The 13,203-nt window shown below is 71.2% G+C and carries 12 protein-coding genes and 1 tRNA gene; 5 read left to right on the forward strand and 8 right to left on the reverse strand.

From position 1 onward, the window contains the following. Positions 1-42: 42 nt before the first annotated feature. Positions 43-1,314 (forward strand): MFS transporter, encoded by a 1,272-nt coding sequence (locus B5D60_RS08780; RefSeq protein WP_231948688.1) that lies wholly within the window; start codon positions 43-45, stop codon positions 1,312-1,314. An 18-nt stretch (positions 1,315-1,332) separates the two neighbouring features. Here the strand turns inward: B5D60_RS08780 and B5D60_RS08785 are convergent, their stop codons facing one another. The 5 genes from B5D60_RS08785 to B5D60_RS08805 form a co-directional block, all read right to left on the reverse strand. After that, positions 1,333-2,220 carry an oxidoreductase gene (locus B5D60_RS08785; protein WP_078699804.1) on the reverse strand — a complete coding sequence of 296 codons (888 nt, stop codon included), beginning with the start codon at positions 2,218-2,220 and terminating at the stop codon, positions 1,333-1,335. A gap of 13 nt (positions 2,221-2,233) precedes the next feature. After that, the gene (locus tag B5D60_RS08790; RefSeq protein ID WP_078699805.1) at positions 2,234-2,995 is read right to left on the reverse strand and encodes a hypothetical protein; all 762 of its coding nucleotides are present in this window, start codon (positions 2,993-2,995) and stop codon (positions 2,234-2,236) included. A gap of 26 nt (positions 2,996-3,021) precedes the next feature. Next, on the reverse strand, positions 3,022-3,789 hold the full coding sequence (locus B5D60_RS08795) for a maleylpyruvate isomerase family mycothiol-dependent enzyme (RefSeq protein ID WP_078699806.1): 768 nt from the start codon (positions 3,787-3,789) through the stop codon (positions 3,022-3,024). After that, positions 3,782-4,291: a hypothetical protein gene (locus B5D60_RS08800; RefSeq protein WP_078699807.1), complete on the reverse strand. Its 510-nt coding sequence runs from the start codon at positions 4,289-4,291 to the stop codon at positions 3,782-3,784. The genes B5D60_RS08795 and B5D60_RS08800 overlap by 8 nt, the downstream gene beginning before the upstream one ends. A gap of 202 nt (positions 4,292-4,493) precedes the next feature. Further along, positions 4,494-6,362: an acyl-CoA dehydrogenase gene (locus B5D60_RS08805; RefSeq protein WP_078699808.1), complete on the reverse strand. Its 1,869-nt coding sequence runs from the start codon at positions 6,360-6,362 to the stop codon at positions 4,494-4,496. A gap of 362 nt (positions 6,363-6,724) precedes the next feature. Between B5D60_RS08805 and B5D60_RS08810 the strand changes: the two genes are divergently transcribed. Then, on the forward strand, positions 6,725-7,645 hold the full coding sequence (locus B5D60_RS08810; protein ID WP_078699809.1) for a LysR family transcriptional regulator: 921 nt from the start codon (positions 6,725-6,727) through the stop codon (positions 7,643-7,645). A 3-nt stretch (positions 7,646-7,648) separates the two neighbouring features. Here B5D60_RS08810 and B5D60_RS08815 read toward each other — a convergent pair whose 3' ends face one another. Genes B5D60_RS08815 through B5D60_RS08825 form a run of 3 tightly spaced genes read right to left on the reverse strand, consistent with a single transcriptional unit; the run spans position 7,649 to position 10,490 of the window. After that, the gene (locus tag B5D60_RS08815) at positions 7,649-8,380 is read right to left on the reverse strand and encodes a sulfite exporter TauE/SafE family protein (protein WP_078699810.1); all 732 of its coding nucleotides are present in this window, start codon (positions 8,378-8,380) and stop codon (positions 7,649-7,651) included. An 18-nt stretch (positions 8,381-8,398) separates the two neighbouring features. After that, positions 8,399-9,679, reverse strand: coding sequence for a uracil-xanthine permease family protein (locus tag B5D60_RS08820; protein ID WP_231948689.1), 1,281 nt, complete (start codon positions 9,677-9,679; stop codon positions 8,399-8,401). A 58-nt stretch (positions 9,680-9,737) separates the two neighbouring features. Then, positions 9,738-10,490 carry an enoyl-CoA hydratase gene (locus B5D60_RS08825; protein WP_078701356.1) on the reverse strand — a complete coding sequence of 251 codons (753 nt, stop codon included), beginning with the start codon at positions 10,488-10,490 and terminating at the stop codon, positions 9,738-9,740. A 23-nt stretch (positions 10,491-10,513) separates the two neighbouring features. On the opposite strand from B5D60_RS08825, the gene B5D60_RS08830 reads away from it, so the two are divergent. The 3 genes from B5D60_RS08830 to B5D60_RS08840 all read left to right on the forward strand — a co-directional run bounded on the left by B5D60_RS08830 (position 10,514) and on the right by B5D60_RS08840 (position 13,159). Further along, positions 10,514-11,404: an alpha/beta fold hydrolase gene (locus B5D60_RS08830; RefSeq protein WP_078699812.1), complete on the forward strand. Its 891-nt coding sequence runs from the start codon at positions 10,514-10,516 to the stop codon at positions 11,402-11,404. Between the two features lie 94 nt (positions 11,405-11,498). Beyond that, a tRNA-Gly gene (locus tag B5D60_RS08835) sits at positions 11,499-11,569 on the forward strand. A gap of 114 nt (positions 11,570-11,683) precedes the next feature. Further along, positions 11,684-13,159: a site-specific integrase gene (locus B5D60_RS08840; protein WP_078699813.1), complete on the forward strand. Its 1,476-nt coding sequence runs from the start codon at positions 11,684-11,686 to the stop codon at positions 13,157-13,159. Positions 13,160-13,203: the final 44 nt, after the last annotated feature.

Here is a 13,203-nt window from a genome sequence, read left to right on the forward strand (position 1 = left end):
CCCGGAACGTCACCGCCAGCGCTGCGGAGGGACACTGGATCGGTGAACGACCAGGGCCAGCAGTACCGCGGCGCCTGGACCGTGTGGATCGTCGGACTGGCGGCCTATCTGCTGGCGGTCTTCCACCGCTCGTCCCTCGCCGTGGCGGGCCTGGTGGCCTCCGAGCGGTTCGACATCACGGCCGCCCAGCTCTCCACGTTCGTCATGCTGCAGCTGCTGGTCTACGCGGGCATGCAGATCCCCGTGGGCCTCGCCGTCGACCGGTTCGGGCCCCGCGCGGTGATGCTCGCCGGCGCGGTGGTGCTGACGCTGTCGCAGGCCGGGTTCGCGTTCGCCGAGTCCTACGCGACGGCGCTGACCGCCCGCTTCTTCGTCGGCATGGGCGACGCGATGACGTTCGTGTGCCTGCTCCGGCTGGTCAACGCGTGGTTCTCGCCCGGCCGGATCCCGCAGATCACGCTGCTCACCGGGCCGATCGGCCAGCTCGGGGGGATCATCGCCGCCGTGCCCATGACGTGGGCCTTCAGCAACCTGGGCTGGACGAAGGCCTACCTGTTCGCCGCCGGGCTCGGCCTGCTCGTGACGATCGCCGTGCTCCTGCTCGTGCGCGACGAGCCGCACGCGCGCTCCGTCCGAGGGCCGGCCCTGTCGTGGACCCGCATCCGCACCTCGTTGGCCGCGTCGTGGGAGCACCCCGGGACGCGGCTCGGCTTCTGGATGCACTTCGTCACCCAGTTCAGCTCCACCGTCCTGGGCCTGCTGTGGGGGTATCCGTTCTTCGTGCGCGGTGAGCACACCTCCGAGGCCTTCGCGGGCATGCTGCTGACGCTGATGGTCGTCGCCGTCATGTTCGCCGGGCCCGTGCTCGGCCGGCTCATCGGCAACCACCCGTGGCACCGCTCCACCATCGTGCTGACGATCGTGTCCGCGATCGTGGTGGCCTGGACGGCCGTGCTGGCGTGGCCCGGCGACGCGCCGGGCTGGCTCCTGGTGGTCATGGTGATCGCGGTCGGGGTGGGCGGACCCGCCTCGATGATCGGGTTCGACCTCGTCCGCACGTCCAACCCGATCGACCGGCTCTCCACCGCGACGGGCATCGTCAACCAGGCGGGCTTCCTCGCCAGCCTCATCACCGTGATCGCGGTGGGCGTGATCCTCGACGCCACCGGTCAGAACTTCAAGGCCGCGATGAGCTTCCAGTACGTGCTGTGGGCCCTCGGCCTCACCCAGGTGTGGCGCTACCGCGTGAAGACCCGCGCCCGCCTCGTGCGCGACGACCCCGAGCGCTGGGCCCGCCACGCCGGCATCGGCTGAGCCCGGGAGGGGCGAGGGTCAGGAGACGTCGAAGACCACGCCGGTGGCGGTCTCGCTGGCGGCCCAGACCTCGGCCGCGAGGCGCGGGTCGCGCGCCGCGGAGGTCATGCCCACCTTGGTCGGGCGGCCGCGGGTCTGGCGCAGGCTCGCCGGGCCGACGTACTCGCCGCCAGTGAGCGTGGGGTCCGAGGCGGCCCGCAGCGTGGGCCACGCCCCTGCGTGGGCGGGCTGGCTGAATGCGCCGGCGAGGAAGTGCAGGGGCCCGCTCGAGCGTGTCAGGTTCGTCGCGCTGAGCCCGGGGTGTGCCGCCACCGAGACCAGCCCGAGGCCCGCCGCCTTGGCGCGGCGGTCGAGCTCCTTCATGAACAGCAGGTTGGCCAGCTTCGACTCCGCGTAGGAGCGCCAGCGCTTGTACCGGCGTGGGTCCCCGTTGGGCTCGAGGGACCTCAGGTCGATCCCCTTGGTGCCTGAGTGCGCCAGGGAGGAGACGGTGACCACCCGCGTGGCGCCCTCGCGCAGGAGCGGCCAGAGCGTGGCCGTCCAGGCGAAGTGGCCGAGGTGGTTCGTCGCGATCTGCAGCTCGAAGCCGTCCATCGTGCGCGTGAACGGCGGCACCATCACGCCGGCGTTGTTGATCACGATGTCGAAGCGCTCGCCCGCGTCGACGACCCCTTGGGCCGCGGCGATCGTGCCGGGCAGGTCGGCCAGGTCGAGCGTGATCACGTCGACGTCGCCGAGGTCGGACACGGTGTCGGCGGCCTTGCGCTCGTCGCGCGCCGTGATGACCACCTTCGCGCCGTGCCGCAGCAGCACGCGCGCGGTCTCGGTGCCGATGCCGCTCGTCGCACCCGTGACGAGGGCGCGCTTCCCAGTCAGGTCGCCGATGGCCGACGTCTCCCAGCCCATGTGTCCTCCGATCTCAGCGGGGCAGCACCGCGAACCACGGCACCGACCATCCGCCGAGCCTGAACCTACCGGCGGCGAACGCGTCGCGCGCGACGCGCACCATCCGGCCGGCGCTCGGCTCGAACACCTCGAGCTGGTCTCCACGGGTCCGTACGACGAGCACGACGTGGGCCGGACGTACCTCGTCGCCGACGTAGAGCGGCACGGTGTGACCCGCCTGCACGGCCGCGAGCACGAGGTCGAACCCGGCCCCGAGGTCGTCGGGGTCGAGCGTGCGCGCCTCGTACGCGTGACCCGGCAGACCGGACCCGCCGGTGCCGGTCATCTGTCGTGCGGCGCCCCACGGCGACGTGCCGACGACCCGCAGCCACGGCCACTGCAGGTCGCCGTCGTGGTCGCGCAGGCTCGTCACGCGCCGGTGCATCGTGACGACCTCGGTGGCCCACCGCTCGGCGAAGCCGGTCGGGTCGGTCGCGTCCGCCTGCGCGTCGTAGCCGGTGGCCAGCCACAGCGCGTACGGCTCGTCGTGGAGCATCCGCGAGACGACGAGTGAGGCGGCACCGCAGGACGTGTCGTCGGGCTGGCGGAAGTCGCGAGGGTGGGTCGTCGGGTCGAGCGCACCGCGCTCGACCGGTGACATCGTGCTGGTTCGGCCCTCGAGCCGGTACGCGACCTCCGCAGGCACGTCGGTCGTCGCGGCGGACGTGAACGTGCGTGGACCCGAGCGCCGCTGCAGCCGGGCGAGCCCGCGTCGCGCCAGGCGGACGAGCCGCACGACGGGGACTGCCGGCCCGGGCCGCATCAGGTGGTGACGGCCATGGCGCGCAGCACGCGCTCGGCCAGCTCCCGGTCTCCCTCGATCTCGACCTCGACGTCGTCGGGCGTGCGTCGGCCGCCGCCGAGGATCGTGAACGCGGCGGTGTCCATGCGGACGGTGGCGGTCGGCTCGGCGTCTGAGGGGCGGGCGCGGCCGTCGTCGCCGACGCCGATCGTGGTGTCGAGCGGGACGGGTCCGGTGACGATCCAGCGCACGACGGTGCCGGCCGGGGACTGGACCTTGCGCCCCAGCACGTAGGGCAGCGCCGCCGCGAAGGAGGCGGTGGTGACGTGGGCGCCGGGGGCGTCCAGTCCGCCGAGGAGCCCCGTGGCGCGACGGATGTCCTGCTCGTGCGACCACATGTCGACCACGCGGTTCCGCAGGCCGATCTCCCAGGTCCACTCGACCCCGGCGGGCGTGTTCACTGCGGGCGCCTGCGGGTCGGGGAGGTCCTGGAGGGTCTCCGCGCGGCGAGCGACAAGGTCGGAGAGGTCGGCGCGCAGCTGGTCGACCGGCACGCCGCGCAGCGCCTCGACGCCGGCGTTCGTGTAGTCGGCGGGGACGGCGCCGCCACCCACGGGCTCGGGCTCCCCCTCGACCATGACGCGCTCGAGGTGCACCAGGTGCGCGAGGACGTCGTGAGCGGTCCAGCCGGGCAGGTCGGTGGGCACCTCCCAGTCGTCGGGCTCGAGGGCGAGGACGGCGTCGGCCGACTGGCGCCACGCGTCGATGTAGAGCTTCAGGTCAGTCATGGGCGAGCATCCTGCGCGTTCGGGCGGTCAGGGTGGCACCGGCCAGCCCCAGTCCCGCGACGAGTCCGGTCCAGGCGATCGCCCGGCCGGTTCCGGCTCGGCTCGACAGGTCCACGAGGGCGGTCCCGTAGCGAGCGGTGTCGGTCTGCTTGTCCGCCGGACGGCACACGATGCGCGTCTCGTCGGGGGCGTCGGGCAGGACGCCGATGAGGTGCCAGCGGCTGCCGTCGCTGTCGACGACGATGTCCACCGTGGCCGCAGGCACGGGAGTGCGCTTCTTGCCGTTGCGCGCGAAGCACTCGACGGCGCGCTCGGGCTGCGGCAGGTCGGTCAGGACGGCGAGATCGTCCGTGCCGCCCGTCTGGATCGGCTGGCCGACGGGGACCACCTCGGCCTCGCGCAGCGGATCCCACGCCGAGGCGGCGAACGCGGTGCCGGCGACCCACGCGAGTGCGGCCACGAACGCGGCGACGAGGTACCAGCGTCGTCGGGTCAGGTCCACCCCGACAGCCTAGACGCGCACGTGTGCCCTCGGCCGGAGCCTCCGCCCCCGCCGCCCACTTTTGGAAACGGTTGCACCTCTGGAGCCCGGATCGACGTCGATCCGTTTCCAAAAGTGGAGCAGGGGGGGCGGCGGGGCGGGCGGGAACGCACGAGCGGCGCGGACCCAGCCGGGTCCGCGCCGCTCGAGATGAGTCAGTGACTCAGAAGGCAGCCTCGTCGAGCTCCATGACGTCGAGGTCGACGGCCTCGGCCATCGCGCGCTCGGCGGCCAGGCGGGGCAGGACGTTCTTGGCGAAGAAGGACGCCGCGGCGACCTTGCCCTCGTAGAACGACTTGTCCGCGCCGGAGGCGCCGGCGTCGAGCTTGGCCTGCGACACCTCGGCGCCGCGCAGCAGCAGCCACGAGACGACCAGGTCACCGAGGACGTACACGAGGCGCGTGGTGTTCAGCGCGACCTTGTAGACGTTGCGGGCGTCACCGTTCTCGTCGGCCGGGTTGGAGGCCATGAGGTCGTTGAACATCGCGGTGATGACGGCGGTGGCGTCGTCGAGCCCCCGGGCGAGCAGGTCGCGCTCGACCTTGAGGCGACCGTTGCCGGCCTCGTTGTCGATGAACGACTTGATCTGCTCGGACAGGAAGCCCAGCGCGCGGCCCTGGTCCTTCACGATCTTGCGGAAGAACAGGTCCTGGCCCTGGATCGCGGTGGTGCCCTCGTAGAGGGTGTCGATCTTCGCGTCGCGGACGTACTGCTCGAGTGGGTACTCCTGCAGGAATCCCGAGCCGCCGAACGTCTGCAGCGCCTCGGTGCCCAGCAGGACCCACGAGCGCTCGGAGCCGTAGCCCTTGACGAGCGGCAGCAGCAGGTCGTTGACCGACGCCGCGAGGCTGGCGTCCTCACCCGAGACCCGCTTGATCTGCACCTCGTCCTGGAACGTGGCGGCGTAGATCATGAGCGAGCGCAGGCCCTCGGCGAACGCCTTCTGCGTGAGCAGCGAGCGACGCACGTCGGGGTGGTGCGTGATCGTGACGCGCGGCGCGTCCTTCGCGGGGTTGGTCAGGTCGGCACCCTGCACGCGCTCCTTGGCGTACTCCAGCGCGTTGAGGTAGCCGGTCGACAGCGTCGCGATGGCCTTGGCGCCCACCATCATGCGGGCGTTCTCGATGACGCGGAACATCTGGTTGATGCCGTCGTGCACCTCGCCGAGCAGCCAGCCGGTGGCCGGGCCGCCGAGCTGGGAGTCGCCGAAGGTGACCTCGCACGTGGCGGAGACCTTGATGCCCATCTTCTTCTCGACGTTCGTGACGTAGACGCCGTTGCGCTCGCCGGTCAGCTCGCCGGACTCGAGGTCGAAGTGGTGCTCGGGGACCAGGAAGAGCGACAGGCCCTTCGTGCCCGGACCGCCGGCACCCTCGATGCCCACCGGGCGGGCGAGCACCAGGTGCATCGTGTTCTCGCCCAGGTCGCTCACGGCCGAGGTGATGAAGCGCTTGACGCCCTCGATGCGCCACGTGCCGTCCTCGTTCGGGAAGGCCTTGGTGCGGCCGGCGCCGACGTCGGAGCCCGCGTCGGGCTCGGTGAGGACCATCGTGGTCAGCCACTGGCGCTCGATCATGATCTCGGCGATCTTCTGGTCGCGCTCGGTGCCGTTCTCCCACACGACGCGGCTGAAGGCCGGGCCGGCGCCGTACATCCAGATGGCGGGGTTGGCGCCGAGGACGAACTCGCCCATCGACCACACGAGGGAGGAGGGTGCGGGCTGGCCACCGAGCTCGGTGGGCAGCTGCAGGCGCCACCACTCGGCATCCATCCAGGCCTTGTAGCTCTTGGCGAAGGCGGGGTTCTGCTGCAGCGAGTGCGTGGCGGGGTCGTAGACCGGCGGGTTGCGGTCGGCGTCGGCGAAGGACGCGGCGAGGTCCTCGCGCGAGAGGCGCTCGACCTCCGCGAGGATGCTCTTCGCCGTGTCGACGTCGACCTCGTCGAACGGACCGGTGCCCAGGACGGACTGCCGGTCGAACAGTTCGAAGAGGTTGAACTCGACGTCGCGCAGGTTGCTCTTGTAGTGGCTCATGGGCCGTGGGACCTCCGGGAAAGGGGACTGCCAGTGTTACTGGCGGGTTCTACTGGCCAGTAACTAGATAGTACTCCAGCCGGGGGCGCGCACAAAAGGCGTTGGGGAAAAGAAAAACGACCCGTCTCCTCAGGGGAGGCGAGTCGGTTCCGTGAAGTGGGTCAGGCGCGACGGGTGGGGATGCGCGTCAGGCCGTCGGTGGCGACCAGGTAGGTCGTGTGGATCGTGCCGGCAGTGACGGCGACGATGGCCGAGAGTGCGAGGAAGGTCATGAGCGGGGTCCTTTCGTTCTCTCCTATTGTGAATCGTTCAACTGTCAAGGACAATCCAACAAAACTATGTCCAACGTGTAGTTTGGCTACATGGAACCTCGACGCCTTGCGATGCTGCGGGAATTGGCCGAGCGGGGCACCGTGGGCGCCGTCGCCGACGAGATGAACGTCACACCCTCCGCGGTGTCGCAGCAGCTGAAGCTGCTCGAGGGGGAGGCCGGTGTCCCCCTGATCGAGCCTGCGGGCCGCGGCGTGCGCCTCACCGCCGCCGGACGTGCGCTGGCCGAGACCGCCACCGAGGTCGCCGTGGCGCTCGAGCGGGCCGAGGCCCGGTGGCGCGAGTACCTCGGGGGTCCCGCGGGCGACGTCACCCTGACGGTCTTCCCCACCGGCGGCGAGATGCTGCTGCCCGGACTGCTCACGCGCGTCGTCGCCGAGCCCGCCGTGAATCTCCTCTGCACCGACCGCGACCCCACGCAGCGGTTCGACGTTCTCGACATGGTGGCGGACTTCGACATCGTGGTCGCCGACTCGCCCGCCGCGACCGAGGAGTGGCACGAGCGAGGGCTGCAGCTCGTGTCGCTGCTGCGCGAGCCCCTCGACGTGGCGCTGCCCGAGAGTCACCGCCTTGCCGCGAAGCAGAGCCTGTCGCCGAAGGACGTCGTCGGGGAGACGTGGATCGGGGCGCCGCACGGCTACCCCTACGACCGGGTGCTCCAGCAGCTCGTGGCGGTGACCGGCGACCCGGTGCGGATCGCCCAGCGCTTCGACGACAACGGGGTCGTCGAGGCCGTGGTCGCCGCGGGCCACGGGATCGCGATCCTGCCGCGCTTCACGACGCGGACCCGTGACAACGGGCTCGTGACGCGTCCGCTCGTCGGCATCCGCGCGCGACGCGACATCACCGCAGTGCTGCGCCCCGACCGGTTCGAACGACCCAGCGTGCGCTTCTGCGTCCAGGCCCTGCGCGAGGAGGCCCGCACGGTCGCCGACCGCCATGGCGCCGTCTGACGGTCAGCGCAGCGCGTCGACCAGCAGCCACGCCGCGACGAGCGTGATCGCCACGAGGTAGATCCGGTCGAAGCGGCGCTCGGGCATCCGGTCGAGGACGCGGCTGCCCACCCAGGTCCCGGCGACCACGCCGACGATGCCGACGGCCGCCGCCGGGGCCTGGGCGGCGGGCAGCAGCCCCACCGCGCCGAAGATCACCAGCTTGGCGGCGTGGCCCGCCACCTGCGACGCGGCGAAGGTGCCGACGAACCCCATGCGGTCCTTGGTGCCGGCACGGAAGAACGGGGCGGCCAGTGTGCCGGTCGCCCCGACCACGGGGTTGAGCGCTCCGAGCACGCCGCCCATCGCGATCCACCCGCCCGGGCTCGGCGCGGGCAGCGGGCGCGAGAGCCACTCGGGCAGCCACGTCGCGACGAGCACCGCGATCGCGATGGCCGCCTGCAGCACGGCGTCCGGAGCCTGGCGCGCCAGCGACAGCGACAGCGCACCCGCGGGAAGCAGCAGCAGGGAGGTGCGCCACACGATCCGCCAGTCGACGTCATGGCGGCGGACCAGCGTCCGGGTGCCGTTCGACACCACCTGGATGGCGGCGTGGAGGGGGAGGGCGACGAGCGGATCGAGGAACGCGACGAGCACGGCCAGCAGCACGACCCCACCGCCGAAACCCAGCACCTCGGTGAGCATCGACGTCGCGAAGGCGCACGCGCCGACGAGCAGCACCAGGGTGGGATCCACCCGCCCATGTCTACAGGGTCAGGCTCCCGGATCGACGCTCTCGGTGGCCACCTCGGCCTCGGGATCGCGCTGGACGATCCGCATCACGTGGTAGATCACGATCGCCGCGACCGAGCCCAGCGTGATGCCCGACAGCGACACGTCGCCGCGGGTGATCGTCAGGTTGCCGATGCCGATGATGAGCGCCGCGGCAGCCGTGTAGAGGTTGACCGGGTTGGCGAAGTCGACGTGGTTGTCCATCCAGATGCGCACGCCGATCAGGCCGATGAGGCCGTACAGGGCGACGGTGACACCACCGATGACGCCCCACGGGATCGTGCCGAGCAGCTCGCCGAACTTGGGGGAGAGGCTCAGCAGCATCGCGACCACGCCGGCCACCACGTAGGCGGCGCTGGAGAAGACGCGGGTCGCGGTCATGACGCCGATGTTCTCGCCGTACGTGGTGGTCGCCGAGCCGCCGAAGCCGCCGGCGATCGTGGTGGCCAGGCCGTCGGCGATGAGGGCGCGCCCCGTCTCCTCGTTGATGGCCGGCCGGTCGGTCAGGTGGGCGACGCTGCGGACGTGGCCGATGTTCTCGGCGATCAGCGCGAGCACGATCGGCAGGAACATCGGCAGCACCGACCACTCGACGGTGGGGGTGTGGAACTCGGGCAGGCCGATCCAGGCGGCCTGCTCGACTGCGCTGAAGTCGATGTCCCCGGAGATGAGCGCCACGAGGTAGCCCACGACGATGCCGAAGAGGATCGACAGCCGGGCGGCGAACCCCGTGAGGACCACCGCGGAGAGGCAGATGACGGCCAGGGTGATCGTGGCGAGCCACGGCGCCTGCGCGAAGTTGTCGGTGGCGGCGCCCGCGAGGGCGAAGCCGATGAGCGCGACGATCGCGCCGGTGACGACCGGAGGCATCAGCGTCTCGAGCCACGCCCGTCCGGTGGCCTGGACGAGGAAGCCGAACGCGGCCAGCGTGATGCCCGTGCACATGATGCCGAACAGGGCGGCACCCATGTTGTCGTCGAGGACGAGACCGTGGACCGGGGCGATGAACGCGAACGACGAGCCGAGGTAGCTGGGCAGCCGGCCGCGGGTGATCGCCAGGAAGAGCAGGGTGCCGAAGCCGGAGAAGAACAGCGTCGTCGTGGGCGGCATCTCGGTCAGGATCGGCACGAGGAACGTCGCGCCGAACATCGCCACGACGTGCTGGGCGCCGAAGCCCACGGTGCGCGGCCAGGAGAGGCGCTCTTCGGGCAGGACGATCGCGCCGGGGGAGATGTTCGATCCGTCACCATGCAGGGTCCACATGGACATTGACCTTCTCACGCCCGTCGATCGGGCCGTCGACGGGCGTCAGCGTGAGACGTCAGCGTCCGGCGAACCTGGCGGCGAACGCCGCGAACTCCTCGCTGCTGAGCGACTCGGCCTGGGCCCAGGACTCGAAGTTGAGCGACTCGTGCAGGTCGTCGCGCGCCGCGATCGCCACCGACTTCTTGATGTCGGACATCAGCTTGGGGTTGCGCTTGCTCCACGTCGCGGCGAGCTCGGCGGCGCGGGCCTTGGGGTCGTCGGCGATCTCCTGGGCGATGCCCAGGCCCAGGGCGGCCTCGGCCCCGATGATGTCGCCGTTGAAGAGCGCCGCGGCCGTGTTGGCCGAGCCGATGCGCTGGGTGAGCATCCACGTGCAGCCGCCACCGGGGTGCAGGCCGATCTTGCTGAAGGTGGGACCGAAGCCACCCTCGGGCCCCGCCACGATGACGTCGCAGGCCAGGGCGATGTTCAGCCCCGCGCCGACCGCCGCGCCCTGGACCGCCGCGACCGTGGGGATCGACAGGTTCCGGATGCCCAGGAACGAGGCGTAGACGTTCATCAGGTGCTCGCGCAGCACGTCGGCCGGGCGGCTGGTGTCGCCGAAGAGGCTCTCGAGGTTGGCACCCGAGCAGAAGGCCTTGCCGGCGCCGGTGACGACGAGGGCGCGGGCCTCCTCGTCGGCCGCGACGGACTCGACGGCGACGCGCAGCTCCTCCAGCAGCGGCCAGTCGAGGGCGTTGAGACGCTCGGGAGCGTTCAGCGTGATCGTGCGGACGGAGTCTTCGCGCGTGAGCTCGACGAGTGTCATGCGGATCACCCTACGATCACTTCATGACCGAACGGACCCTGCCCGTGGTGCCCGGAGTCGAGCACCGATGGATCGATGTCGACGGCGTCAGCCTGCACGTGGCTGAGGCCGGAACGACCCACCGCTCGGCCGACCGTCCCACCCTCGTCCTGCTGCACGGGTGGCCACAGCACTGGTTCTGCTGGCGTCACGTGATGCCGGCCCTGGCCGAGACGCACCACGTGGTCGCGCTCGACCTGCGCGGTGCCGGCTGGAGCGACGTTCCGGAGGGCACGGACGCCTACGACAAGAGGGTCATCGCCGACGAGGTCGCCCGCGCCATCGAGGTCCTCGAACTCGACCGGCCGGTGCTCGTCGGGCATGACTGGGGCGCGTGGACCTCCTTGCTCGTCGCGAGCCGCCACCCGGGCTCCGCGCGGGGCGTCGTCGCCGCCGCGATCGTCGCGCCGTGGAAGGACGTGCCGTGGCACCAGATGTGGCGATTCGCGTACCAGCCGATCGCCGGCGGACCCGGAGGCGCGTTCCTGCACCGCCGCGCGGGCCAGATGCTGCTGAAGACGATCTTCCGCGCCGGTGCGGCCCGGCGCTTCCGCTGGCCGCGCTCGGTGCGCGAGGAGTACCTGGCCAGGTTCCGCGACCCGGCGCGCGCCCGCGCCGGCCAGGCGATGTACCGCGCCTTCCTGCTGAAGGAGATCCCGAAGATCGGCCGCGGCTACGCCCGCCGGGTCGACGACGTGCCGCTGCTCTTCCTGCCGGGCACGGGCGACCTCGTGCTCGCGCCGAGCCTCGTGCGCCGCGTGGAGGGCCCGCCGAACGTGACAGTCACGGAGATCGCGGGCACCGGCCACTGGATCCCCGAGGAGCGTCCCGCTGAGCTCGTGGGCCGGGTCCGCGAGTTCCTGCGCCAGTTCTGACACCTCTCTGCGTCATACGATGCGGTCGTTCCCGCGACCGTTCCGCATGACGTTGCAAGTGCGCCGAGCGTGCCTAGTACGATCGGGGCACACCGCCGGTGTAGCTCAATGGCAGAGCGCTTGCTTCCCAAGCAAGATACGCGGGTTCGATTCCCGTCACCGGCTCTCAGCATCACCGCAGGTCAGACCGGGTTTGGTACCCCGATCGGACGGAACTCCACGCGGTGCGCTCTGGCGTTCGTGCCGGAACGTGCCGGAATCCCCGGGAGAACCGTCACCATGCGTACGCAGACCACGACCTCACGCAGCACCCCAACCGCCCGCCGCCGCAAGAGCCGGCGCGCCTTCGGCACCGTCCGTCAGCTGCCGTCCGGACGCTGGCAGGCCCGGTGGGAAGACAAGTACGGCCGGACCCACACCGGCCCCCACCCCTTCGCCACCGAACGCGCCGCCGACGACTGGCTCAGCACCGTCCGGGCCGACCTGGTGCGCGGCGTGTGGCGATCTCCCGACCTCGGATCGGACACGCTCGCGGGCTACATGCGCGGCTGGGTCGACCAACGCACCGACCTGGCCCTGTCCACCAGAGCGGGCTACCTCATCGCCCTGGAGCGCTGGATCGAGCGAGACCTGATGCTTCCCAGTGCACGGGGCGGTCGACCCGGAAGGGTCAACATCGGCGATCAGCCGCTCAACGCGCTCACGCCCAGCATGATCCGCGAGTGGTACGCCGCCGCGCACGCCACCCAGGTCCTCGAGAAGGCTGAGCGCGACGCCCGCGGCGTGCTGTCCCAGGCGTCGCGCAGCAAAACTGCTCCCGTCCGCGCCTGGGCTCGCGCGAGGGGCTGGTCTGTCAAGGACACCGGCAGGCTCAGCCCTGCCGTCACGGCTGCCTGGGAACGTGCCGGCCGCCCGGGCGACCCGTGCAATGGCCTGACGCTCGAGGTCGACCCATCGTCGATCAAACCGGCCGCGGTCGTCGTTCAGGCCTATCGGTATCTGCGCGCATGCCTAAACGCGGCGCTCTCAGACGGCCTGATCACGTCCAACCCCTGCCGGGTCAAGGGCGGCGGCTCATTCGCAACCGGCGAACGCCCGCACGCCGCCCCGGACGAGGTGCGGGCACTCGCCGCCGCGATGCCGCCCCGGTTCGCCGCGGCCGTTGACCTGGCGGCATGGTCCGCCCTGCGCGCCGGTGAGCTGTTCGCTCTGGCCCGCCGACACGTCGACCTGGACGTAGGGACGATCACCGTCGAGCGGGCACTGGTCGACGTCGCGGGACACCCACTGACCTTCGGTCCACCCAAGACCCAAGGCAGCCTCCGCACCGTCAGCTTGCCGCCGTCCGTCGTCGACCGACTCCGCGAACACATGGCGGCGCACACCGGCGACGGCCCCGACGCACTCGTTTTCGCCCACCCCGATGGCGCACCGGTCAACCGAAGCCAACGAGGCCGGATGTTCGACCGCGCGCGACGCGCAGTCGGGCGACCCGACCTGCGCTGGCACGACCTGCGGCACACCGGCTCGACCCTCGCCGCACGCGCCGGAGCATCGATCAGCGAGCTACAGCACCGACTCGGACACTCGACCTTCGCCGCCGCGATGCGGTACCAACACGCCAGCGCCGATCGGGATCGTGAACTGGCCGACCGGCTCGACACCTACGCGTCCGCGCAACAGGATTCGATCGTTCTGTCCCACTCTTCGCTTCGATCGCTGCCCTCGCGGCCTTCCGCCGCGGATCACGATTGACGGCAGGCGTCATGTTTACGATGGCTCCCGCGTGTGTCCGGCAG

The organism is Aeromicrobium choanae (assembly GCF_900167475.1).
Lineage (GTDB): Bacteria > Actinomycetota > Actinomycetes > Propionibacteriales > Nocardioidaceae > Aeromicrobium > Aeromicrobium choanae.

Bases quoted from the DNA above. Each gene is read 5' to 3' on its own strand.
- B5D60_RS08820 (WP_231948689.1), bottom strand. From the start codon at position 9,679: ATGTGGACCCTGCATGGTGACGGATCGAACATCTCCCCCGGCGCGATC.
- B5D60_RS08810 (WP_078699809.1), top strand. From the start codon at position 6,725: ATGGAACCTCGACGCCTTGCGATGCTGCGGGAATTGGCCGAGCGGGGC.
- B5D60_RS08795 (WP_078699806.1), bottom strand. From the start codon at position 3,789: ATGACTGACCTGAAGCTCTACATCGACGCGTGGCGCCAGTCGGCCGAC.
- B5D60_RS08785 (WP_078699804.1), bottom strand. From the start codon at position 2,220: ATGGGCTGGGAGACGTCGGCCATCGGCGACCTGACTGGGAAGCGCGCC.
- B5D60_RS08825 (WP_078701356.1), bottom strand. From the start codon at position 10,490: ATGACACTCGTCGAGCTCACGCGCGAAGACTCCGTCCGCACGATCACG.
- B5D60_RS08805 (WP_078699808.1), bottom strand. From the start codon at position 6,362: ATGAGCCACTACAAGAGCAACCTGCGCGACGTCGAGTTCAACCTCTTC.
- B5D60_RS08830 (WP_078699812.1), top strand. From the start codon at position 10,514: ATGACCGAACGGACCCTGCCCGTGGTGCCCGGAGTCGAGCACCGATGG.
- B5D60_RS08840 (WP_078699813.1), top strand. From the start codon at position 11,684: ATGCGTACGCAGACCACGACCTCACGCAGCACCCCAACCGCCCGCCGC.